Here is a 24,507-nt window from a genome sequence, read left to right on the forward strand (position 1 = left end):
ATAAATCCTCTTTTACTTTATCAGATCACAGCATGTGTAGACAAGTGATCAGTTTTTGTTTGTATTTTCAAGGTGAGTGTTGACTGATTCAATAAACGCTTCAACCTGCGGCAGTTCAAAAGCAGATTGATATCCTAGCAGCCAAGTATCTCTTTTCAGCGCCGTTTCGTCCTCCATATTCAGGGGTGTTGTGAAAACCTCTTCCTCTCCCGTCAATGTAATAGATGGAAGAATCGCATATCCGATACCATTTAACGCCATTTGTTTACACGTTTCAATCTGATCTACAAGGATGTTCTGCCTCGGTGTAATCTGGAATTGACGATTCCACCACTCCTGTATTTCCTGATAGTAGGTGGAATCGCTTTTAAACTGTATAAACGGGCGATTGGTTAGATGCAGGTCTTCAATTCTGCGGATTTCCCGATCAACCAAATAAAGCTGATCCTGAAAGAGATGCATTTTCGGACCTTTCCAATCAGGCGTACCTCTGATAATCCCAATATGAACATCCCCATTATAAACGGCCTGCAAAATTTCACTGCTCCATCCGGTAATTAGCGAAATTCTGGCATGAGGATTTGTCTCCACAAACAATTTCAGCACCTTTGGCAGCCAGTTTTGTCCGACGATTGAAGCACAGGCGATCTTTAGCGTTCCATACACCTGGGAATCAAGTGATTGAAGCTTTTCTTTGATGCCCTCTTCTTTTGCCAGAACTTCCCTCGACAGGTTCACAATCATTTCACCCGCAGGCGTAAGGGTAAGGCCTTTTTGAGAGCGGATAAACAATGGTTTTTGCCATTCTTTTTCTATTGTTTGAAGTCGTTGTGATAATGCAGGCTGTGACACAAACAGCCGCTCTGCTGCTTTTCGCATATTCATTTCCTGAGCTAGAATATCAAGAAGCCGGTAATCTGAACGGTTCATTTAACTTCTCCTTCTATTGTTATTCATTTTTCGGCAGGAAGAATAAAAGGATAAAAGCAGCAACCGCGAAACCGAATACAATGAGGTAAACCGTGCTTAATCCACCCGTCATGGCTTCCTGTAATCCGGCAAGCACGTCAGGATCCAGGGTGTTTCGCTGTTCTTCTTCCAGTAGACTGTTCACTGCCTCAACACCTAATCCGTTAAGCTCATCAGTTTCGTCTGCTGTAAAAGATCGCTGAATAGATGCATTCAGAACCCCACCGAGGAGCGCTACGCCAATCGTGCTACCCAGATTTCGCATAAACATATTGGCAGCCGTTGCCGCTCCTCTCAGATTCCATGGCACCGCACTCTGGATGGAGACAATAAACGATGTCGTTGTTAATCCCATCCCAACGCCGACAAAGAATGACGACATGGCTGCCCACCACGGACCGTATTCCGGCTTCATCAGAACAAACAGAAGTGTTCCGAGAATAAGTGCAGCCCCACCTATCAGACTCGTCTTGTAATAGCCAATTTTAATCAGCAGTCTTCCTGCAATTGTGGCCGCAATTGGCCAGCCAATTGACATCGCCGTTAATGTAAAGCCGGCTGTTCTCGCATCCTCTTCCATGACACCTGTGACAAATGCCGGCAGATAACTCGAAATGCCAATCAAAAGGACACCCGTCATGAGCGAGGCTGCATTAGCAATAAAAATGGCCCGGTTTTGCCAGATGGAAAATGGCATCATCGGATCCTCCACTTTTAGCTCATGAAGGACAAACCAGACTAGCAGCAGGGCAGCAAGTAGAAGGATTACGATAGCCTGCACTGAAGTCCAGGAAACAGACACGCCACCTTCAACCAGAAGGTATAAAAAAAACGTCAGCGCAAGCGTTAAAAGGATAGCCCCTTTATAATCAATTGGAGACCTGTTTTTCTCTACATCCTCTTTTAAGAACAGCCATAAACCAGTAAGTGAAAGCAATCCAAGCGGAATATTCACCCAGAATACATATTGCCAGCCGACTGTTTCAACTAGCAAACCCCCAATTGCAGGCCCCATTACAGCTGATATTCCCCACACACTTGACAGGTAGCCCTGAATCTTAGCCCGTTCTTCCTTCGTATAAATATCTCCGACAATGGTTGTTGCGATAGGTAAAACCGCACCTGCACCAAGCCCCTGAATAAATCTGAACGCAATAAGCCACTCCATTGATTCAGCAAATCCGCACAAAATAGAACCGATTAAAAAAAGTGACATGCCAAGCGTCATGACCGGTTTGCGTCCGAATAAATCAGACAGTTTCCCGTACAGCAAAACTGTCACAGTGCTCATAAGCAGGTAAGAAGAAAAAACCCAGCTGTAGAGCTGGAATCCTCCAAGATCTGCCGTTATAGAAGGCATGGCAGTAGAAACAATTGTTGCTTCAATTGCGCCGACAAACATGGCAAGCATGACGGAAGCGAGTATATAGGGTCTGTATTTTTTTATTTTATGTTCATGTTCTGTTTGGCTCATCTGTCGGCTCCCGGCTGCTTTAAGAACGCTGAATTTGTTTATGGATGTGACGCTGTAATTGTTTTAACATGACCCTTCTCGTCAGGATCCCTTCGAAATAGCCGTCTTTATCCATCACACAGAGAAACGGATGGTCGACAAGCAGGTTTAAAGCATATTGAAACTGATCGGTCATTTTCAGACAAGGGATATTCGTTTGCATAATATCCTGCACTTTCTTTTCGTTTAACCGGTCAAATTCAATCTGCTCCATTCCGAGCATTGAATCCGTTATCATTTGTACGTTGATAAGGCCTTTTAAGTGGTAAGTTGCATCCAGCACAGGTATGGCCGAATATCCGCTTTTTGTTAAAACGAGCAATGCATGCTCTGCTGTATTTAGTTCCTGAACATGGGCAATTTTTTCAGATGGAATGATATACTGTTCAATTGCAGTTTCAAGAAATTCCTTATGGTCGATGGTAATCATTGTATAAACCCCTTTTTTAAATCTCAGTGCCTTTATCATAACATAATGGTAAATTTGTTCTCTATTATATTGGCTGGTTTTTATCATTAATTTCCAAAGTTGAACCGGACCTGGACCATCCTACGCTTTTCGCTGTCTAGCTACGTCGGGCAGGGACTAGCAAACTTCCCGTCCCCTCGTCCGATAAGTCAACATCAGCTCACTTCGCCGTGTTTCCTTTATCTCCGTCTGGGCCAGTCCAGTTTGTACGTCCCTAAACGCCCGTCTCCGCTTTTCCGTAGCCGGGCGGTGAACCCGCTGTGCTTCGCACATCGGTTTCACCTGTCCCTTTCCGCCACAGGAGTCTGCGGATGGTCCAGGTCCTTTTTACAATTAATATTAATTGAATTCTTTATGTAGCGATTTATGGATAAACATTCAATAGAGCTTTCTTTGTCCAGCTCCGGCGACTGGCCCCTTGAGGTCATGTGTCCGTTTTTATCCATAATAAAAACCGGGTTGGCCCCGGTTTGGTGTGATTACTGATTATTTTCTTCCTGAAGCAGCTCATAAATTTCGATGGCTGTCATATCAATGTTGTCGAATGGATATTTTTGAGCTTTCTGATCTTTGTCATATACTTCAAGTTCAAATGTGTCGTTTGCTCCAAAGTATTTTACCTGACAAACGCGTTTTCCGTTCAGTTCGAAGAAACGGGAAGGTACTTCACCTGACTGATCTTGTTCCTGTAACGATTTTAAACGTTGGATAATCCCCATTAGCTGAGACATGTGGTATTCTCCCTTCTATTAAAAGTAAACGATTCTTTTCTTTATAACGCCATTAATAAGATATGGGAACTTTTAAGATGTCCATTAGTGTATGAATTCACGTCCATATCAACCATGATTCCCTTTTTCGGCTATTACAAAACAAGGATTACTATACCATACAATACAATATGAGAACAGGAATTTCTTGTGTTTGCCTGCAAATCTTTTGACACTGTCCGCCTTATAAGAGAAACTAAAGGTAAGTTTAAAAGCAAAAGGAAGTGATGGTTGTGCAAAAGGTTGTTTTATATACACAGCCCCAGTGCCCACCGTGCGAAATTGTCAAAAAATTTTTCAGGGCACATGAAATTCAATTTGAGGAAATCAATATTAAAAACGACGTTGAATCAAGACAGTTTATGATAGATCAGCTTGCCTCCTATTCTACCCCAACGGTTCTTATTAATGATGCTGAAGTAGTCAGAGGATTTAATCTGGAAGAACTCGCTGGAAAACTGAATATCGTTTGTGAGTAATGCATTATATACTTCAACTGAAAAACCAGTGAGTCCGGACTCACTGGTTTTTTTCGTTCAGCTGTAAGCCATTACCATATAAATGATTGTCCCGGCCCACACAACTCCTGCAAATACATAAGTCAGGAAAACCGGGTTCAAAAACAAGTTGTGTTCCCTTACTTTTGTTGAAATTTCCGCATCCTGAACGGCTTCCCTCTTCTTCACCCAATAAGCGGTTCGAAGTGTCATGATTAGAGATCCGATGAGGATTACGGTAACAAGGACAATCAGACTTACAGTCACTGCATCCATTTTTCACACACCTTTTTTCTATAGCGTGTGTGAAAAATGGATGTTTCATTCATTCATGATGAAATTATTAACTGATTACGCCTTTTTGCTTAAAATGGAAAAGCGTTAAGCCATTGTCCGCCATCAAGGGCAATGCATTCACCGTTCATGTAAGCAGCATCTTCTGAGAGCATAAAGGCTGCCAGTGCAGCAATTTCTTCCGGTTTGCCAAGACGTTTTAATGGAACTGACTGAAGGGTTCTTTTCGCAGCTTCCTCTGACTCCCACAGCTTTTCTGCTCCGCCCGTACGCTCAATCGGACCAGGAGCGATAGCATTCGCACGAATTCCGTATTTATGTCCCCATTCAACTGCGATTGTTCTGGTAAGTGATAATACACCTGCTTTTGCTGCAGCAGAATGCGCCACTCCCGCTCCGGCATTCCATGCATATGTAGCGACCATATTAATGATTACCCCTTTGACATCATTTTTGATCCAGTAATCACCTGCAGCTTTTGTACAGTTGAAAGTACCGTTTAAAACGATATCAATGACCGCACGCCAAGCATTGGCTGACATTTTTTCAACCGGACAAATGAAATTACCCGCAGCATTGTTAATCAGTCCGTGCAGCGTTCCAAATTCATCTACTGCTTTTTGAACCATGGCTTCAGCGAGCTCTGGCTCCCTTACATCCATCTGGAAATAAGCAATGTTTCCTTTACCGCTTTTCAATTCTTCTGCAGCAGCAATCAGTTTTTCTTCATCCCGTCCCGTGATCAAAACTGAATGACCATCATTCACCAGACGCTGCGCCATGTATTTCCCCATTCCATTTGACCCGCCAGTTACAATATACACTTTTGACATACATATCCCCCTTATAATGAATGACTATTCATTCATTATACCGTTAAACTAAAAAATAAAAAAGCCTGATCCTGTAAAATAGTGAACGGTCACTATATTACCTGATCAGGTTTCTTTATTTCGTAAAATCCTGCTGAATGGCATGCTGCTGATGAAGCTTTGCAATCGCACGTACAATCGTTTTTTTTCGATTAAATCCTGAGGCTGTAACGGTTTTACCGTTTAATTCAGCAAACACAGTTCCTTTATGTTGAGTGGACTGAAACCCTTCGATGTAAGCCACGATCGTTCCAGCATTTGTAGGGATGCGTAACAGATCAAGCGCAATTCCTTTTTTCAATGGTAAAAGCTCCTTTTAACGTAATCTCATTATTTTGCACAATAATTTTACGTTAACTTACAGCAGGGCTTCTGTCAATCATCATATGGTCCTACCCGATAGAGAGCAGCTTTTTTTCCATTTCTCCTGAAGGAAGAGGCTTGCTGAAGAAATAGCCCTGCCCCTTTTGACAGTGTGCTTTTTGCAGAAATCTAACCTGAAATTGTTCTTCCACACCTTCTGCCACTACTTCGAGTCCCAGACTGTGTGCAAGGTGAATGATGGTTTTTGTAATGGCTGCATCTTTTTGCTCGGATCGGAGCTCTTTCACAAAGGACTGATCAATCTTCAATATATCAATCGGAAATTGGCGAAGATAGTTCAGGGATGAATAGCCTGTACCAAAATCATCAACTGAAATTTTCACTCCGATTTCCTTCAGTTTTTTCAGCATGGACAATGTTTCAGACATATTTCCCATTGCACTCTCTGTTATCTCGATCTCAAGCAGGTCAGGAGTTACATTATATTTTTCAAGAGACTTCATAATAATTTCATCAAAATTCTCCTGTGCAAACTGTTTTGGTGAAATGTTAATGGCAATTCGGGTGTTTCTGATTCCCTGGTTAGTCCATTTGAATAGCTGATGACAGGCCTGATCAATTACCCATGATCCGATCGGTAAAATCTGGCCGCTTTCCTCTGCCACAGGGATAAACTCGCCCGGCGAAACATGCCCGAACTTACGGTTATTCCACCTCAGTAAAGCTTCGACACTGTTGATTTCACCGTTTTTCAGGTTGACCTGAGGCTGATAAACGAGTGAAAGCTCATCAAATTCTATCGCTCTTCTCAAATGATTTTCAATCATCATTTTTCTTGAAGAGGATTTATTCATTTCAACATTGTAAAACTGGAACAGGGATCGTCCTTTTCTTTTTGCCATCTGCAGAGCATGACCTGCATGATTCACGAGACTGTCATCATCCTGTCCGTCCTGCGGAAAGAGACTGATTCCGATACTCGCTGAAATAAAATATTCCTGTCCCCTGACAATGAACGGGTCAGCAAAAAGACGGATAACACCGGATGCAAGCTTTTCAATTTTTTCTTTTGAAGTGTTTTCCATGATCATAATAAATTCATCTGCCGTAAGACGGAACAGATTGTTTGATAAGCTGCTGTACCCTTCAAGCCGCTCAGACACTTTAACAAGGAGCTCGTCTCCTGTTGTGTACCCGAGCGCTTCATTCAGCGCTTTAAAGTTGTCGAGGTCCAGACACAGGATTGCATGAGAATCGTCCTTTTGTTTTACCGTCAACTCAGCCAGTCTGATTTTTAATGCCTGCCTGTTTGGCAATCCCGTTAATTTATCATGAAAATGCAAATAATTGATTTTTTCGTCTGTCTCAATTTCATTAGTCGCATCACGCGCAATTAAATAAACCCCGTGAACCGTTCCTTCAAGTTTGATTGGGACAAATTTAGCCTGAAGGATGACAGGTCTTTTTTTGAAAGTTTCCACCTGAATCAGGCTGACTGCTGTCGGTGTCCCTTTTGAGGAGCGATTTAAAGCCTGCTTCACCTTACTGATTGCTTCTCCCGGAAACAGATCTAACACATGCTTCCCTTTTAGTGCAGAAGCTTCACAGTCAAAAATTTCCTCTGCTGCCTCATTAGCCGTTTCCATCATTCCATCTTTTGAAAGTGTAACAATTGCATCGAGATTTTCTTCTATAATTGATCTGTATCGTTGCTCAAGCGTCTGAAGCCTGTCTCTTTCCTTTTGTTCTCTTGTCACGTCTCTGGCAACTGCGACCATATAGTTCTCTTTTGTTTCTTCATTGAAAATAGGTGTAATACCAGTTTCAAATGTTCTGACACCAAATTCATCACTGATCACGTCACGGTAGCGGAGATTCTTTTTTGATGCTTTAGCTTCCATGTAGTAGTCATGAATTTTTCTGCCTGAACTCTCCCCCATTACTTGTAGGATGGATTTGCCTAAAACGTCGTCCCGCTCAAGATTCATGGAACGGAGAGCGGCATTATTCACATATAGGTAAGTGAACTGGTCCTGCTCATCTGCTTTCATTATGTAGATGGCGTCTGATGCATGAATCGTAATTAATTGTTCCAGTACACTCGGGATCATAAGAGAGAGGTCTCTGCTCTCTTTCATTTCTATTCCGGAATATGAGGTGTCCATAGGTTCATCCTTCCAACATAATAACAGCTGACTTTATAAAACGGTTCATATATTAACTCCATCATTTCAAATAACCTATGGTCTGTCAACTGAATATCACAACTTTAGTAACGTTATAGGGGTATATTTTGGTTAAATATACCCTCATTCTTCATCTTCTCTCAAACGATAGGCCTTTTTAAGAAGCAGTTCTTGAGCATGAATAGAATCATTACTTTCTGTCTGTACATAATAATATTGCCCATTCTGGTCCTGAACCCTGGCTTTCGTATTATCAGAAAGCTGTAAGGCCAAAATAGTCTTAATTCTTTTTTTGTGCTTTTTTTCAAGAACCGGGAAAAGAAGCTCCACTCTTTTTTCCATGTTTCTCGTCATAAGATCTGCAGATGAAAGCATCGTTTTTTCCTCGCCGTTGTGGTAAAAATAATAGATTCTACTGTGTTCAAGAAATCTTCCGACAATACTCCGCACATGGATATTCTCACTAACCCCTTTTATACCGGGCTTCAGGCAGCAGGTTCCTCTTACAATCAGTTCAATTTTCACGCCGGCAGTGGATGCTTCATACAACTTTATGATTATTGATTTATCAGTGAGCGAATTCATCTTTGCTATAATATGTCCATTTTTATGTTTTTTATGAAAATCGATTTCCTGATCAATCAAATTCATAAATTCATCCCTGATTGAAAATGGGGCCACGACTAGATGATGGTACGATGGTTTCTCTGTATATCCGCTCAGGTAGTTAAAAAAGTTTGTCGCATCCGTTCCGAATTTTCTTTTTGTTGTAATGATACCCATATCCGTATAAATCTTTGCTGTTTGATCGTTATAATTCCCTGTTCCAAGATGGACAAAGCGCTCTATCTTATTATTTCTTTTTCTGACGATTAATGTGATCTTACTGTGGGTCTTTAATAAAGTCATGCCGTAAATAACATGACATCCTGCTTTTTCAAGCTCTTTTGCCCACTGAACATTATTTTCTTCATCAAAACGTGCTTTTAATTCTACGAGAACGGTTACCTGCTTCCCATTTTCAGCAGCCTTCTTCAGAGCGTTTATCACGGGCGAATCTCCACTCACCCTGTATAACGTCTGCTTGATCGCCAACACGTCCGGATCTTCGGCTGCATCAGCAACAAAATCAACGATAGGGGTAAAAGATTCATATGGATGATGAAAAAACAGATCCTGATGTAATGCTTTTTCAAACAGGTCTTCACCTGAGGGTAAATCTTCCGGCGGCTGCGGAATGAATGAATCAAACAGCAAATGTTCTTTATTGACAGAAACCTCTTTAGTAAATGGGAATAAGAATGTTAAATCAATGGCAGCTTTAATCCGGTAAACATCATCCGGATGCACTTCTAATTCCTGCAGCAGGTAAGCAAGCATATCATCATCCTGCATCCCATCAACAACTTCAAGCCTGACAGCGGCTCCCCATTTCCTTTTCTTTAATTCTTTTTCAATTTCAAGCAGGAGATCCCGTGCTCCTTCTTCATGAATGGTCAGATCCGCATTCCGTGTTATTCGAAAAAGCATGGAGGATCTGACATCATACCCGATGAATAATTTATCGAGAAAAAATTTAATGACATCCTCAAGCAGAATATATTCAAATCCTGTTACACTCGGCAGCTTGATAAACCGGGGCAAAACTGACGGTACCTGAACAATTGCAACCATTTGACTTCCGCTTTCTGCTTCAAGTCTGACAATCATATTGAGACTTTTATTTAGAAGCATCGGAAAAGGACGGTATGCATCCACTGCAAGAGGCGTGAGAACAGGAAAGATCTGTTCATTAAAATACCGCTCGAGAAAATTCCTCTGCTTATGACTGCAGTCATCCAGCTTTTTAATGCTGATCCCTTCACCTTTTAAAGCCGGAAGCAGCTCTTCGATAAAGGTCCTATCCTGCAGTTTGACAAGACGGTGGTTATACTCAGCAATTTTTGTCAGCTGGCCTTTCGGTGTCAAACCCGCTTTATTTTCAGGTTTATTAAAATTTGCCTTAACCTGATCCTTCAGACCGGCTACACGAACCATAAAAAACTCATCCAGATTGGAACTGAAAATTGCCAGAAATTTTAACCGTTCGAATAGCGGATTTTTTTTATCGAGCGCTTCATATAAAACTCTTTCATTAAATGCAAGCCAGCTCAATTCCCTGTTATTAAAAAATTCCGATTGATCAAATTGCGATTTATGATGCCCCACACTTATCCCTCCGTGTTACCTGTTTGATATAGCAGACATTTGTTTGAAATCCAGCTGAATGTTCATCTTCAACGCTTTTTCAAGGTGTTTTTTCTGTTTACCAGCCTGATATTCCTCTGCAATCGTTCTACCCTCTGCAAACAGCGTCATGATCAGATCGTCGTTCTTCTTTCTGATTTCAAGCTGATTGATAATATTCCGTTTGGACCCGTTCAGGCTGTATGCAAATTTTACCAAAGCACCGATTACACGAATCGTCTCCATCTCTTCATTTGTAAACCAATCGGTAAAAGGATCCATAAACTGATACAGCATTGACTTACTTTTAAAAGAGGCAACGGCTGCAATTTTGATGCGGTCCCTGTGCAGGATCCCGTCAATAGATCTGTTCCCTATAATGTAAAACGTGTGCTGGCTGCTTGAGTCTGAATCAATATAGTCACCTAAATAGTAGAGGTATGCCCCCCGTTTAATCAGCTGCAAATCCTCCTCGTTTTCCTTAAGGACTCCGACTGCACATAGATGGGAATAGAGTTCAGTCGTCAGCGAGACCATTTGTTCTGCCTGTTCTTTATCAATTGAATAGTCAAAAGCAAGCTCATTAAGACTTTCCATAAACACATTGTCTTTGCTTAAAGGGGCTGTATATCTTTTCATCAGTTCCTTTAAAACAATCCCTTCACGAAGACCTTTTTTACTGAACATAAAACCTTTGGCATCAACGATTTTATAGAGTTCGCAGAATACTTGTGAAGCAGGAGCAATAATATCGGTGCGGTCACTCGAGAGACCATCCAGCTTTTCAAGATCCTCTTTTGACATCGCCGTCAGCATATCATTTGTCTCATGGAGATCTTTTTCCTCCATCCAGTATTGGTGCACACCAGCCACCGGATATTTAATGAGCTGCTGGTGAATCTGCGCAACGTTACGCGCACTTCCCCCAATCGCCACAATTGGAACTTTTTTATTTTTCAGCCATCCGAGACTGTTAAATTCAGATTTCAAAAAGCGGATCAGCTTTTTATGTTCGTTCTGGGTCATCTGATCACCCGCCATGAAGTCCTTCTTCAGCGAGACCGCTCCAAAAGGAAAGCTGTGGGAGTGTATGAGCTGCTTATGCTCATAATAGGTTACTTCCGTGCTCCCTCCACCGATATCGACCGTTACTGCTGATAAAACAGGGGTGGAATGAATAACTGCCAAATATCCGAAGTAAGCTTCTTCCTCCTCGGTCAGAATATTGATATTCACACCTGTTTCAGCTTTCATCCTGCTTACAATTTCCTGCTGGTTCACGGCCTGTCTGATGGCAGCCGTTGCTGCAGCCCTTACATCCTGAATGCCGTGATAATCAATGATTTCATTAAATGCGAGCAATGCTTCTTTTAACAGGGTTAACCCCTTTTCATTTAACTTGTTTTCTTCATCCAAAAAGCTCTTCAGACGGGCAACAGTTTTAATATTTTCAATTTCCCGCATCCCCTTTTTCGGCTCATAATCATAAATGACAAGTCTGATGGTATTAGATCCAATATCAATGACTGCGGTTTTATTTCTCATTTCGTCACCCCACGAGGATTTTTTGTTTTCATTATAGTTCACTCTTCCCTGTCGGAGTAGAGAATAACTTTTCTTTCACACAAATTTGATGTATACTTTACCAAATATTTAATGAAAGAGAGTGATGAAAAGATGGACCATGATTTTAAGACTGATGACCCTGATTTAATTGCCCAGGCGATCTTTACAGTTAACAAGCATGCCAAAACCGCACCGGATTCCAGAGGGCTGTATGACTTAAAAAAGGCTGCCATAGAAAAGCTCCTTTCAGAAAAAAAAGCCAGAAAAATCGGCCTTCAGTTCTCAAGAAATCCAGGATTAAGCCAGCAGCGGTCTGATTTGCTTATTGAATGCGGACGCTATCAATTCCATATCCCACCCCAGAAAAGCGACTTTCAGGAGCTCCCTCATCTAGGTAAACTATCCGATCATGTCAGAAACCCAAAAACGAGAATGAGTCTGAAGGAAGCAAAACTGACCCTTCAGGCATACACAGGTAATAAGATGACCAGACAAAATGAACATAAACATCCTGCCGCCAAATATCAAAAACCTGTTTTTAAAAGGCTCGGAGAATAAGATGAAAACCCCCGGCCCGCATAACCAGCAAAGTGAGTCCCGTGCTCTTCGCACATCAGACCCTCCCTGCTGCAGCGGAAGATACCCGGGGGTTTATTATGTTCGTGACCATTTAAAAAACTAAACGGCAACTTGTCTTTCTTTCTGTTATAAGATCAGACGGTCAATGGTTGTAATAAGCTGATTAATTTCCGGCTTACTGATCTGATCGTCAGCCCCAACCTGGTTCCCTTTATGCTTGAGGTCATCTGTAATGAGAGATGAGAAGATGACGACCGGCAGCTTTTTAAGGCTAGCATGCTCCTTTATCCGTCTCGTCAGATGATGTCCGTCCATTTGAGGCATTTCAATATCTGTTATCACAAGCTGAACGCTGTCTTCTACGTTTTCGTTACTCACTGATAAAGATTCCAGATAGCTGTAGGCATCTTTTCCGTTTTCGAAGAATTCAACATTATCGTAACCAGCTTCAGACAGGGTGTCAGACAATAATCGTCTTAACAATGGTGAATCTTCTGCTACGACCAGCTGTTTGGAGGATCTGTCACGCTTCCCTAATTTTTTCACCATGCCGACATTGATTCCTGATTCAGGGTTGATATCAAGGATAATGCTTTCAAAATCAAGCAGAAGGAGCATATCATCTTCACGCTTAATAACCCCGATTATTTTAGTATCGCCATTTTGATACATATCAGACGGTTTTTCTATCTGATCCCACGAAATACGGTGAATCATGGATACATTATCTACATGAAACACCACTTTTTGTTTATTAAACTCAGACACGATAAATTTCTCCTGAGATGATGTTTCTTTTTTAACGGCTCCAAGTACCGATCGCATATCGATGACAGGAAGCACTTCACCCCGCAGCTGAATAATTCCATTAATAAACGGGTGGGAATGAGGCACCTGATTAACAGCAGCCGGCTGAATAATTTCCTTCACCTTAATGACATTGATGCCGTATTTATTATTGTTTACTTCAAACTCGACAATCTCCAGTTCATTTGTTCCGCTTTCAAGCAGGATCCCGTTATTGTTCATGATATTCTCTCCTTAGACAGACATAGGTTTTTCAGCACAGCAAAAAAGCCTTGTTACTCCTTTTATCGGAATAACAAGGCTTGATCTTAAGGGATGTTAGGAAAATTGTCTTATCTTATTTTTCTTCTGTCTGCAGCACTCTGTTCAAGCGCTTGCGTAGCATTTTCATGCCGCTTCCACCGGCCTGGAAATGACGAAGTTGCCCATCTTTATCAAACACATAATAAGCTGGTACATACTGATTCTCGAATGCTTCGGTCAGTTTATGTTCACTGTCTACATAGACAGGCTGTGAAATATCATGTCCCTGCGCTACCTGTTCAATGACCTGCATATCCAGATCATCCTCTGAACGTGGCATGTGAACAGCCACAACATTCAAATCATCTTCATATTCATCACGAAGTTCGTTGATCTCAGGCATTGCTTCCTTGCATAAGTGACAGCTTACTGACCAGAAGTGAATTAATGTCGGTTTTTCTCCGACCAGTTCTTCCTTTGTTACTTCATCGTTCAGCCATGCTGTTGCACCGGACAATTCCGGCATAGGTTCTCTTAACTTCATAAAAATCCTCCCTGCAGCGACTCGTCCTGTCACGAATTAAACTAACCCGTATAAAGGACCAAATTAAAATCATTATTAAAAAACACAATTTCCATTATAGAAATTACGACAGTCAGAGTCAAGCACTGACTGAATCAACCTGTTTCACTTTGAACAATATAATGAGTCCGATAACAGCCATGACGATCAGGGATGACAATGCAATACGACTTGCAAGCTCTCCGTATTCCCTGAGATTCAGGGTGATGGTTCCATAAACAGCTGGTCCAATAATGGAGGATACTTTCCCCGAAAATGCAAAAAGACCGAAGAACTCTCCCCTTTTTTCAACTGGCGTCAGGTCTACAATAAGCGTTCTCGACGTAACCCACATGGAGCCCAGTGCGACCCCAATCAATGCACCTGCGATCCAGAACATCCACTGAGCAGTAGCAAGCGCTGCGATCGTCAGAGCAGCGATGAGAATAAATGCGACAATCACAACGCCATTCCTTGCTCCTGTTCGTTTCGTAATATACCCAAAAATAAAGGATCCTATAACAGCAGCAATGGTTGAACCGAGGTACAGAATAATAAATTGGCCTCCAGAGAAACCGACTACCGCCGTAGCATAAATAGCCATAATCGCAATGGTTGTAGCAATCGCGTCATTCAGGAAAAAGTAAGCGATCATAAACGTAAAAACATTTTTAAAGTTTTTCATTTCTTTAAATGTCCGGTAGATGGCTTTATAGCCGGAGAAAAATGAAGCTTTTTGAGCGACCGGTTTCTTCGGTGGATCCTTTAAGACAAAAAAGAGTGGCAATGAAAACAGCAGATACATGACAGCCGTCGGGATAAATGCCTGTTCAGGATTACTTTCATTCACAAATAAATAAACCGATAAGCCGACAATCGTTCCAAGATAACCGACCGCCACCCCGAACCCTGAGATAAGAGGTATTTCCTGTTTCGTACCAAGATCACCAAGCATCGTGTCATAAAATACAAGACTGCTGTTAAAAAAGAATTTAGCTGCGACAAAAGCAATGACTACCAAAATCAAATTAGCCGGGAGATTAAACCATTCCCCGAAGACATTACTCTGCGCAAAAATCCCCATTAGAAATGTAAACGCAATGGAAAATGAAGCCAGCCAGACGATATACTTCTTTTTCTGTCCCGTCCGGTCAATCCACACACCGTATAACGGTGAAAAAATCACCAGAAGAAAACTGGCCAGCGCATTGGCATATGATATAAATGTACTCGCAACTTGTTCCATCTCCGCACTTCCGCCAATCTGCGCATCAAGATAAAAAGGAAAAAAGACCGTATTAATGTTTGATGAAAAGATCGTATTGGCGAAATCATATAAAGCCCATGATAAAATCGGCAGTGTAAAAAACAACTTCATTCCACTTCTCGGTGGATGATGAACCTGCTGCATATAAAACCCCCCATTTCTAAAGTACAACCTTTCCTGTTACATTCCCTTTTCCCTTTACGTATTCCTTCTTATGAATTGTTAATTTAACATTAATAAAAGGCCGCTCTGATAGCAGAGGCAGCCTAATGCAAAACCGTGCCTGGTCATTCCTTCGCTTTCCACGGCCGCGCGGTGAGCCAGCTAATGCTTCGCATTACGCTGTCTCACCTGTCGCTCCTCTGCCGTAGGAGTCTTCGGAATGACCAGGCACTTTTATTGTGCTTAATCATAACTTCTTCAAATGAGTGTAAAAATTGATCATTTTAACTAATTTACATAGTTAAAGATCCCACCGAAACGGCATCTGCCTTTTCCAAACCGGGGCGTATTCCCCCTTCGCTTTCCACGGCCGGGCGGTGAACCCCTCGTGCTTCGCACAATGGTTTCACCTGTCTCTCCTCTGCCGTAGGAGTCTTCGGGGGAATACGCCCCTTTATCTCAAACAACTTTTGATTAATTTTGTGAACAAACCATACCGAGAGCATTCTGCAGAACCACAGCGTTAGAGAAGCACATATGGACGTTAGCGGAGGAATGCCCCGGCACGGTTTTAAAAATCATAATCAACGGCGATTAAAGATTCTTCTGCGTTTTTTCTTTTTGGATCTTGAGAATCTGAGCCAGCCGATTTTACGGAAGATGACAAACATGACACCGGCAATCATCGTCATTACGCCTAGCAGAACGAAATAACCGTATTCAAATTCGAGTTCGGGTATATAAACAAAGTTCATACCATATAAGCCAGCCAGAAAGGATAATGGCATAAAGATTGTCGTGATGACGGTCAATGTCATCATAATATTGTTCATTTTATCTGAGCTGACTGAAATATAGTTATCCCTGATATCTGATGAAAATTCCCGGTACGATTCGAGCATCTCATTCAGCTTAATGACGTGATCATATACATCTGAAAAATATAATTGCTGTTCTTTCGTCAGTGCAGTCCTGTTGGCATTTAGCAGACGGTACAACAGATCTCTCGTCGGTACGAGTGACCGTCTTAATTTTTGCATATCGTGCCTGATATCAAAAAGCCGGTCCATGAGATCGTGTGATGAATTCTCGTCTGTTAATTCTTCAATTCTGTTCAATTCATCCTCGATTCCATACACGTAAGGAAAATAATCATCAACGGCCGCATCCATTATTTTATGAAGAATGGAGATCGGACTTTGTTCAGAGATGACTTCTTTTCCTTTCACCAGGTCTTCCCACATTTCATCGATAAAAGGAATTTTTTCGTAATGCCATGTTACGATCATTTTACTGTTAACGAATGTATCGATTTCCTGCGCTTCGTATGTATGCTTGGGTAGATGATGAAATGTCAGAAAAATATACTGATCATAATTATCAAACTTGGGACGCTGATATTCTTTTTCCATACAGTCTTCAAGCGCGAGCGGATGAAAGGAAAAAGAGCGTTCAAGTTCTTTCCCTTCCCGGTCCGCCGGCTGATCAAAATCAACCCAGAACCAATGCAGATCCTGATTTTTTGCTTCTTTAATTGTTTTATACGTTTTTAATTCTCCGTTTTTTTCCAAGCCTGCAATCCGGATCAAACTGCTCCCACCTTTCTCTATTAAGCTTATTATTATTTAGCCTTAATCACCTAAGTTTAATCATGTGCCCGGCGATAAAAATACGTTACAATAGTAAAATATCAAAAAGAAGCAGTAAAGGTGTGAAAGTAATGAATGAAACAGTCAGTCAGCTTCAAATATCAGGTATCAGACAATTTTTCAACCGGATCCAGCATATTGAGAATATGATTTCTCTTACGATTGGACAGCCTGATTTCCATACGCCTGATCACATTAAACAAGCAGCCGCAAAAGCCATTTTGGATAATCAGACGACATATACGCATAATGCCGGAATACTCGAGCTTCGCAAGGCAGTGTCAACGTTTATGAAAAAGAAATATGACCTTGATTATCAGGCTGAGGATGAGATGATTATAACGAATGGTGCATCACAGGCTATTGATACTGCGCTCAGAACCATTTTGAGTCCAGATCAGGATGTCATTCTTCCAGGACCGGTTTATCCGGGGTATGTACCTGTGATCAAACAGTGCGGTGCCCGTCCAGTGTTTGCAGATACGACAAAAACGGGTTTTAAAATGACTGCTGACCTGATCAGGGAAACCTTAACCGATCAGACAACATGCATCGTTCTGCCCTATCCGTCAAATCCGACAGGTGTAAGTTTGACAGAGGACGAGATCACTGAAATTGCAAACCTCGCAAAAGAGAAGGACTTGTACATTATTGCAGATGAAATTTACAGTGAACTTGTTTATGACAGACCACATTTTTCGATTGGCAGACTGTATAAAGAGAAAACCATTGTGATTAACGGACTGTCAAAATCACACGCGATGACAGGCTGGCGTATTGGTGTGCTAATGGCTCCATCCGGGATTGCAGAACAGTGTCTGAAAGTTCACCAGTATACGGTTTCCTGCGTCTCGTCCATATCACAGCACGCAGCTGTTGCGGCATATACGCATGGTATGGACGACGCGATACCGATGAGAAATGAATATAAACTGAGACGTGATTTCACAGCAGCTCATTTAGCTAAACTTGGTTTTACAACGGTTCATCCCGATGGTGCCTTTTACTTTTTAGCCGGCATTCCGGACGATCTTTCGTTGTCTTCATTTGACTTTGCCGTTGAGCTTGCAGAACAGGCAGGTGTCGGGGTGGTTCCCGGAACTGCTTTTGCCCCTTACGGAGAAGGATATGTAAGAATTTCATACGCTTGTTCTATGGACCAGCTTAAAGAGGCTTTTACAAGAATAGAACAGTTCCTCAATAAAAAGCGTAGATAAATAAAAAAACAGTGCCGGGCCCTTCTTCAAATTCGGAAGGCCCGGCACTGTTTTATTCATGCGGTATGCAATTGATACGATCCTTTACAGCTGCTTCTCATAATGTTTATACAACGCCTGGGTTCCTTTCATTTTGAATCCGGCATTGGCTGTTTCTTCATAAGATTTCAGCGCGAGCTTCAGACCGGGCAAATCAATGCCCATCGTATTTGCTTCCTGCAATGCAATTCTAAGGTCCTTAATAAAATGATGAATATAAAACCCCGGTTCATAGTCACCATTCAGAATTCTCGGCGCAAGATGACTCAGACTCCAGCTCCCTGCCGCTCCCTGAGAAATACTCGCCAGAACCTTCTCAGGATCAAGACCGGCTTTAATGGCGTAAACAAGTGCTTCACAAACGCCTGTCATCGTTGAACCGATCACAATCTGATTACTCATCTTCGCATGCTGACCACTGCCGGCCGATCCGTGAAAAACAATATTTGACCCGAACAGTTCAAATAAGGGCTTTAATGATTCAAATGATGATTCTTCACCACCGACCATGATGGATAATGTACCGTTTTTGGCTCCGAGGTCTCCTCCGGATACAGGGGCATCAAGCATAGCGATTCCCCGTTCCTTCCCTTCTTCGTATAATCTTTTCGCCAAAGCCGGTGTTGAGGTCGTTAAATCCGCACAAATCGTCCCTTCAACTGCCTGATTGAAAATACCCGATTCACCTAAGTACACTTCTTCTACATCCTGCGGATAACCAACCATGGTGAACACAACAGAGCATTCACCTGCCAGACTTCCGACTGAATCATGCCAGATCGCGCCAGCTTGCACAAGTGGCTCAGCCTTTGACTTTGTTCTCGTATAAATATGTACTTCATGATTTTTCAACAGGTGCTGAACAATGGATGCGCCCATGACACCTGTACCGATAAAACCTACTTTTACTGATTGCATCTTCATCACTCCCACTCCTATTTTCTTATCAAGTTCTGAAAATTGCAAACGTTATAGCTGATTGATAGGATGGGATGGAGGTGAGGATGATGAAGAAAACGTTTTTTGTATTCAAGGATTCAAAAAGAATTGACATTCATGTCAGAAACTACAAAGAAGAGGATTTTGAAAGCCTCATTCACATTCAGCGGAAAGCTTTTCCGCCTCCATTCCCACAGGAACTTTTATGGAACCGGGATCAGTTGAGTGAACATATTACCCGTTTTCCCGAGGGAGCATTATGTATTGAAGCAGATGGACATATTGCAGGATCCATTACAGCTTTAAGAACAAGCCGTACTGATCAGGATCACACCTGGGATGAAATCACATCTGAAGGGTACATAACCAATCATGAACCGGACGGCGATTCAATTTATATTGTGGATATTTGTGTAGACCCCGCCTACAGGGGACTCGGGCTCGGAAAGGAATTAATGCGTGCTATGTACGAAACCGTTGTTTATTTAGGGGTAAAACAGCTTGCAGGTGGAAGCAGAATTCCGGGATATATCGATTATCAGTCAGTGATGTCACCTGAGGAGTATTTTGAAAAAGTAAAAAGCGGAGAGATTTCTGATCCTGTTGTTACTTTTTTGATGAAGTCCGGCAGGGTACCGGAACGTTTGCTGCCAGGTTACCTCGAGGATGAAGAATCTGCTGATCATGCCGTTTTAATGGTTTGGAAAAACCCGTTCTTACATTGATGGCATAAAAAAAGAACCGGATTATGGGGGGAATCCGGTTCACAAAAGGGAAATCAGAATGAAAAAGTATGCTTGTACTACTAGTATACTTCCCCCATCTTCAAACAATTATCCCTGTTAAAAGTTACATTTTCGTTACATATTTATTTCTTTTTTTACAGCCTCAATGACTTCCTCATTCGTTGAAAGGTTAAGCACTTTTTCAGCCAGCTCCTTCATCTTTTCCTGAGAAAGACCACTGATTTGTGAACGTGCAGGCAGGATTGATGTTGCGCTCATTGAAAATTCATCGAGTCCAAGTCCTAGAAGAATCGGAATCGCGATTTCATCGCCCGCCATCTCTCCACACATACCAGTCCATTTGCCTTCCTTGTGAGAAGCATCGATCACCATCTTGATCAGACGGAGAATCGCCGGATTGTATGGCTGATATAAGTAAGAAATCTGTTCATTCATCCGGTCAGCTGCCATCGTGTACTGAATCAAATCGTTCGTACCGATACTGAAGAAATCCACTTCCTTTGCAAACTGGTCAGCCAGTACTGCAGTAGATGGAATTTCAACCATGATGCCGATTTCAATTGAATCTGAAACCTCTGTTCCTTCCGCAATCAGTTCTTCCTTCACCTTTAATAATAAAGATTTCGCTTCACGGAATTCGCTCAGGTTTGAGATCATCGGGAACATCACTTTCAGATTCCCGTAAGTACTTGCACGAAGAAGAGCACGGAGCTGAACACGGAAAAGATCCGTTTTGTCCAGACACATGCGGATTGCACGGTATCCAAGGAATGGATTCATTTCCTCAGGAAGGTCAAGATACGGAAGTTCCTTATCTCCACCGATATCCAGTGTTCTGACAACAACAGGTTTTCCTTTCATGCCTTCAAGAACGGCTTTATAGGATTCAAATTGCTCATCTTCTGATGGCAGATCGTTACGTCCCATATAAAGGAATTCAGTCCGGTAAAGTCCAATGGCTTCACCACCGTTATTGATAACGCCTTCAAGATCGGCAGGAGTACCAATATTCGCTGCCAGTTCTACATGTTTACCATCAGCAGATACAGACGGCTCATTCACAAGCTTAGCCCATTCCGCTTTCTGATCAGCAAATTTTGCTGCTTCCTCTTTATAACGGCTGATAATGTCATCAGAAGGATTGATATGAACTTCGCCGTTCAATCCGTCGACAATGACAAAGTCACCGTTTTCAATTTCTTTTGTTGCTTCTTTTGTTCCCACAACGGCAGGGATTTCCATTGAACGCGCCATAATGGCTGAATGCGAAGTACGGCCTCCAATGTTTGTTGTGAATCCTTTAACAAATTCACGGTTCAACTGAGCAGTATCTGACGGAGTCAAGTCATCTGCAATCACGATAACTTCCTCAGAAATCATGCTTGGATTTAACACTTTTACTCCCAGCAGATGTGACAGAACGCGTTTCGTTACATCACGAATATCCGCTGCACGTTCTTTCATATAATCATTATCCATCTGCTCAAACATCATCACGAACATATCAGCCGTTTCTTTCAGTGCTGCTTCAGCATTGACACTTTCCTGACTGATTTTATCCTCGATAGGTGAAATGAGTTCAGGATCGCTCAGTACCAGAAGATGAGCTTCAAAAATCGCCGCTTTATCTTCACCGAGTTCTGTTCTGGCGCGATCACGAATCACCGCTAATTCACCTTTTGATGTTTCAAGAGCATCTTGAAAACGCTGTACTTCTTGAGCTGTGTCATCTACTTTAATCTGCTTAAATGACAAATCCGGTTCTACCAGGCGATATGCTTTTGCAATCGCAATGCCACTTGAAGCTGCAATACCTTTTAATACAGAAGACATGCTTATGCCAGACCTTCTTTTTTAAGTGTTTCTTCAAGGCTTGCCAGTGCTTCCGCTTCATCGCTTCCATCTGCATAGATCACGATCTCAGCTCCCTGTCCAACGCCAAGAGACATAACACCCATGATTGACTTCAGGTTCACTTTTTTACCTTTGTACTCAAGCTGAATATCAGAATCAAACTTACTTGCTGTTTGAACAAGAATCGTTGCCGGGCGTGCGTGAATACCCGTTTCTGCTGTTACTGTAAATTGTTTTTGTGCCATTTAAATCTTCTCCTTTTCTGTAACTTGTATTTACAACATCACCATACTAAATTATCGGATTGTCGCACCTGCGTCAATACAAACAATTTAAGTGATGATTCTGTATGTTTCTAAGAAATAAGAATAGCATGTCAGCACCGTTAGTACAACGATTTTGCCGTTCACCCTATCTAACCATCTCTGCGGCTGTTCAACTCTTTATCTGCTTCTTTTAAAACCATCTTGAAATACTCAGCTTCATCATTTGTCACATCCATAGAGCCATAACGGACACGTTCATAGATGGACACACACTCATTTAGCCGGGGTATATCCAGTCTGTCGAACCATTCCCTGACTGTTTCTGACTTACGTCTGCCTGAAGCTTTCCCTGAAAGCTTCCTTTCAAGCCTAAACAGTGCTTTCCTTATTTTATTTAGAGGCTCCTTATGATTACCCTCTTTTTCCGGTTTCATAACCATATTTGACTTCACGTAGGAGGTTTCAGCAGTTGCGGGTATTAACACAACCTTTTTAGCCTTAACGATCAGAAGGTAAATAATGATCCCTGATACTGCGATTAATCCAGTTATCATCAAAAACGTGACAATGGACTCTACACCAATGACTTCCTGAAATTCGTTGTTTCCTGTCATCAGTCCCTGTTCAAGGCTTCCGCTTTCGCCACTCTCCCCGTCCGGCATATCAGAGATTTCAGCACGCTCAATCTCTAAACCGATCAATGTAAGAGGTAACGTAAATACCCAGATAATGCCGTCAAATACCTGATAAAAACCAACCCTTAGAGGTGCAGCTAGAAAATACAGAAGAACCGTCACTCCTGAAAATAAACTACTCCATTTTACCAGTTCTCTTCCCGCACGCTTCTTCTTATCTTTCCTGTCTGCAAAGTAATGGTTCAGATACGTTCCTGCACTGTATAATATGAAACCTGCGATCAAATACAGCAGAAGCTCTGAAGCCTGAACAGTCTCGTAAACAAGCTGAAAGATATAAAACCAGATGAAAACGATAAAAAACACCATCAGATTACCGGACGTAATCTGAATGGACTCTCCTGTGCATGCTTTAACAGCAATCCAGATTGAATAAGCGGCTAATACTGCCAGAAGTAGAACAGGCCAATCTCCAATAAAAAAACTGATCGTAAACAGTAAAGCTGCCAATATTCCATAAACAGCCCGCCAGTTTTTCATTCTGACAACGAAAGGAAAGGCGGCTGCCAGCACAACTCCCCATATGAGTGACGTTACATGAAGAGAAAACATCCCGTTCTCAGCAAAAGCCGAGAGCACCAAAGCCGGATACAAAAAACTGAATAATATGTATGCGACTGAACTTATTGTATGTTTTTTTGCAGATCGTTCCATTTTACCGCAGTCCCTCCTGACTCAGTAATGATCCAGACTCTTCCGCTCATTTTTGACAATCTCCCGGCAGATGTCTGATCCATTTGTCCGATGTGTATCACATCATTCGCCTGTAATTGCATCAGATTCAGCTGATTAATAACAAGATGAGATGGCAATGTTACGTCACCGATCGATAATACACTTAGCATTTCAAGGAGTTTTCTGCTGTGACTTGTCCCCTTCTCAGGTGGCAGGAAGTAAAAGTGAGGTGATCCTTTCGTCCTTACATTAACTGCAAGTCCGATTGAACGGTTATTGCGGTGGGCTTCCGTCACAAGAAAGGCAGCCTGCCTGATCAGTTTTTCAAATTCAATGTTTTTCGCATGGCCGTGGGATACATTCAGCAAAATCATCATTTTTTCTTCTGTCACTCGTTCATAAACATTCGTCTGAAGTTCACCCGTCTTAGCGTAGGCATTCCAATTCAACCGCTGAATCGTATCTCCGGGCCTATACTCACGAGTCCCAGCCGGCATAGTCAGATCTTCAAACAATGAATGAGAAGACAGATCCTCACCTGATTTAAAAACCGGAGATAATGATTGAAACGACACTTTTTCAATCTCCGGATAAATCAGCTTTGAATGAGAAAGATGGCTATTATACCTGAGCACCGTTTCACCGTAACCAAACAGGTGTGGAATTTTTAGTCTTACTGAAACCACTTTAGCCTTCCCTCTTCTGATCGATCGGAACGGTATCGTGACGGTAACATTCTCATACTTTTCCAATGAAATATCCGTTTCCCATTCAACAAGTGAGCCGTTTACCGACCAATCCCCTTCTGACGGCTCTATATGATCAGTTAAAAGTAGTTGCAGTTTTGCATTTTTCATCGGATACTTCCCATTTTGAAACGTTAAGAACCATTCGGAGTTTTCCCCTATGTGAAGTCTTTCAGCTGATCTCTCTTTTGTAATGGTCAGCCCTTCACCGACTTTATCAAGATATCGCAAGTGAAATCTGATATAGATAAGAATGACAATTCCTAATGTCATGGCTTCAAACTGGGCACCAAACAAAGAAAACAGAATACCTGAAAAGGCAAGCAATTCAACCGCGAGTATTCTCTTTTTTTCAACGGATTCACGTTCCCACAT

The 24,507-nt window shown here is 42.0% G+C and carries 23 protein-coding genes; 4 read left to right on the forward strand and 19 right to left on the reverse strand.

Features of this window, described 5'->3' with window-relative positions; all coding sequences use genetic code 11:
* Positions 1–48: 48 nt before the first annotated feature.
* The 4 genes from E2491_RS02390 to E2491_RS02405 form a co-directional block, all read right to left on the reverse strand.
* A complete protein-coding gene (locus tag E2491_RS02390; protein ID WP_134372147.1) occupies positions 49–930 on the reverse strand; it encodes a transcriptional regulator CcpC in 882 nt (293 codons plus the stop codon).
* Positions 931–949: 19 nt separating this feature from the next.
* Positions 950–2,443, reverse strand: a complete 1,494-nt coding sequence (locus tag E2491_RS02395; RefSeq protein WP_134372149.1) for an MDR family MFS transporter — start codon at positions 2,441–2,443, stop codon at positions 950–952.
* 19 nt (positions 2,444–2,462) lie between these two features.
* The gene (cbpB, locus tag E2491_RS02400) at positions 2,463–2,912 is read right to left on the reverse strand and encodes a cyclic-di-AMP-binding protein CbpB (RefSeq protein WP_134372151.1); all 450 of its coding nucleotides are present in this window, start codon (positions 2,910–2,912) and stop codon (positions 2,463–2,465) included.
* Positions 2,913–3,430: 518 nt separating this feature from the next.
* Entirely contained in the window at positions 3,431–3,682 is a 252-nt protein-coding gene (locus E2491_RS02405; protein ID WP_134372153.1) for a YkuJ family protein, read from the reverse strand.
* A 272-nt stretch (positions 3,683–3,954) separates the two neighbouring features.
* On the opposite strand from E2491_RS02405, the gene E2491_RS02410 reads away from it, so the two are divergent.
* Positions 3,955–4,200, forward strand: a complete 246-nt coding sequence (locus E2491_RS02410; RefSeq protein WP_134372155.1) for a glutaredoxin family protein — start codon at positions 3,955–3,957, stop codon at positions 4,198–4,200.
* 57 nt (positions 4,201–4,257) lie between these two features.
* Here E2491_RS02410 and E2491_RS02415 read toward each other — a convergent pair whose 3' ends face one another.
* The 6 genes from E2491_RS02415 to E2491_RS02440 form a co-directional block, all read right to left on the reverse strand.
* On the reverse strand, positions 4,258–4,494 hold the full coding sequence (locus E2491_RS02415; protein ID WP_134372157.1) for a hypothetical protein: 237 nt from the start codon (positions 4,492–4,494) through the stop codon (positions 4,258–4,260).
* Between the two features lie 89 nt (positions 4,495–4,583).
* Complete coding sequence (gene fadH / locus E2491_RS02420; RefSeq protein ID WP_134372159.1) at positions 4,584–5,345, reverse strand: 2,4-dienoyl-CoA reductase; 762 nt, start codon at positions 5,343–5,345, stop codon at positions 4,584–4,586.
* Between the two features lie 115 nt (positions 5,346–5,460).
* Positions 5,461–5,685 carry a hypothetical protein gene (locus E2491_RS02425; RefSeq protein ID WP_134372161.1) on the reverse strand — a complete coding sequence of 75 codons (225 nt, stop codon included), beginning with the start codon at positions 5,683–5,685 and terminating at the stop codon, positions 5,461–5,463.
* A 91-nt stretch (positions 5,686–5,776) separates the two neighbouring features.
* Complete coding sequence (locus E2491_RS02430) at positions 5,777–7,873, reverse strand: EAL domain-containing protein (protein ID WP_134372163.1); 2,097 nt, start codon at positions 7,871–7,873, stop codon at positions 5,777–5,779.
* 144 nt (positions 7,874–8,017) lie between these two features.
* Complete coding sequence (locus E2491_RS02435; RefSeq protein ID WP_134372165.1) at positions 8,018–10,108, reverse strand: RNA degradosome polyphosphate kinase; 2,091 nt, start codon at positions 10,106–10,108, stop codon at positions 8,018–8,020.
* Positions 10,109–10,117: 9 nt separating this feature from the next.
* Positions 10,118–11,665: a Ppx/GppA family phosphatase gene (locus E2491_RS02440; protein ID WP_134372167.1), complete on the reverse strand. Its 1,548-nt coding sequence runs from the start codon at positions 11,663–11,665 to the stop codon at positions 10,118–10,120.
* Between the two features lie 132 nt (positions 11,666–11,797).
* Between E2491_RS02440 and E2491_RS02445 the strand changes: the two genes are divergently transcribed.
* Positions 11,798–12,244: a YkyB family protein gene (locus E2491_RS02445; protein ID WP_134372169.1), complete on the forward strand. Its 447-nt coding sequence runs from the start codon at positions 11,798–11,800 to the stop codon at positions 12,242–12,244.
* A gap of 147 nt (positions 12,245–12,391) precedes the next feature.
* Here E2491_RS02445 and E2491_RS02450 read toward each other — a convergent pair whose 3' ends face one another.
* The 4 genes from E2491_RS02450 to corA form a co-directional block, all read right to left on the reverse strand.
* Positions 12,392–13,294 carry a chemotaxis protein gene (locus E2491_RS02450; protein ID WP_134372171.1) on the reverse strand — a complete coding sequence of 301 codons (903 nt, stop codon included), beginning with the start codon at positions 13,292–13,294 and terminating at the stop codon, positions 12,392–12,394.
* A gap of 115 nt (positions 13,295–13,409) precedes the next feature.
* Complete coding sequence (locus E2491_RS02455; RefSeq protein ID WP_134372173.1) at positions 13,410–13,859, reverse strand: TlpA family protein disulfide reductase; 450 nt, start codon at positions 13,857–13,859, stop codon at positions 13,410–13,412.
* A gap of 118 nt (positions 13,860–13,977) precedes the next feature.
* Positions 13,978–15,288 carry an MFS transporter gene (locus E2491_RS02460; protein WP_134372175.1) on the reverse strand — a complete coding sequence of 437 codons (1,311 nt, stop codon included), beginning with the start codon at positions 15,286–15,288 and terminating at the stop codon, positions 13,978–13,980.
* Between the two features lie 602 nt (positions 15,289–15,890).
* Entirely contained in the window at positions 15,891–16,895 is a 1,005-nt protein-coding gene (gene corA / locus E2491_RS02465) for a magnesium/cobalt transporter CorA (RefSeq protein WP_166805767.1), read from the reverse strand.
* A 131-nt stretch (positions 16,896–17,026) separates the two neighbouring features.
* Between corA and E2491_RS02470 the strand changes: the two genes are divergently transcribed.
* A complete protein-coding gene (locus tag E2491_RS02470) occupies positions 17,027–18,172 on the forward strand; it encodes an aminotransferase A (protein WP_244093847.1) in 1,146 nt (381 codons plus the stop codon).
* 84 nt (positions 18,173–18,256) lie between these two features.
* Here E2491_RS02470 and E2491_RS02475 read toward each other — a convergent pair whose 3' ends face one another.
* A complete protein-coding gene (locus E2491_RS02475) occupies positions 18,257–19,129 on the reverse strand; it encodes an NAD(P)-dependent oxidoreductase (RefSeq protein ID WP_134372290.1) in 873 nt (290 codons plus the stop codon).
* An 86-nt stretch (positions 19,130–19,215) separates the two neighbouring features.
* On the opposite strand from E2491_RS02475, the gene E2491_RS02480 reads away from it, so the two are divergent.
* Positions 19,216–19,875 (forward strand): GNAT family N-acetyltransferase, encoded by a 660-nt coding sequence (locus E2491_RS02480; RefSeq protein WP_134372181.1) that lies wholly within the window; start codon positions 19,216–19,218, stop codon positions 19,873–19,875.
* 135 nt (positions 19,876–20,010) lie between these two features.
* Here the strand turns inward: E2491_RS02480 and ptsP are convergent, their stop codons facing one another.
* The 4 genes from ptsP to E2491_RS02500 form a co-directional block, all read right to left on the reverse strand.
* Positions 20,011–21,729: a phosphoenolpyruvate--protein phosphotransferase gene (ptsP, locus tag E2491_RS02485; protein WP_134372183.1), complete on the reverse strand. Its 1,719-nt coding sequence runs from the start codon at positions 21,727–21,729 to the stop codon at positions 20,011–20,013.
* Between the two features lie 2 nt (positions 21,730–21,731).
* Complete coding sequence (locus E2491_RS02490; protein ID WP_134372185.1) at positions 21,732–21,995, reverse strand: phosphocarrier protein HPr; 264 nt, start codon at positions 21,993–21,995, stop codon at positions 21,732–21,734.
* A gap of 170 nt (positions 21,996–22,165) precedes the next feature.
* The gene (locus tag E2491_RS02495) at positions 22,166–23,365 is read right to left on the reverse strand and encodes a hypothetical protein (RefSeq protein ID WP_134372187.1); all 1,200 of its coding nucleotides are present in this window, start codon (positions 23,363–23,365) and stop codon (positions 22,166–22,168) included.
* Positions 23,335–24,507 carry a DUF58 domain-containing protein gene (locus E2491_RS02500; protein ID WP_134372188.1) on the reverse strand — a complete coding sequence of 391 codons (1,173 nt, stop codon included), beginning with the start codon at positions 24,505–24,507 and terminating at the stop codon, positions 23,335–23,337. The genes E2491_RS02495 and E2491_RS02500 overlap by 31 nt, the downstream gene beginning before the upstream one ends.

Origin of the sequence: Jeotgalibacillus sp. R-1-5s-1, from assembly GCF_004405105.1 — a bacterium.
In the GTDB taxonomy this organism is placed as follows: Bacteria; Bacillota; Bacilli; order Bacillales; family Jeotgalibacillaceae; genus Jeotgalibacillus.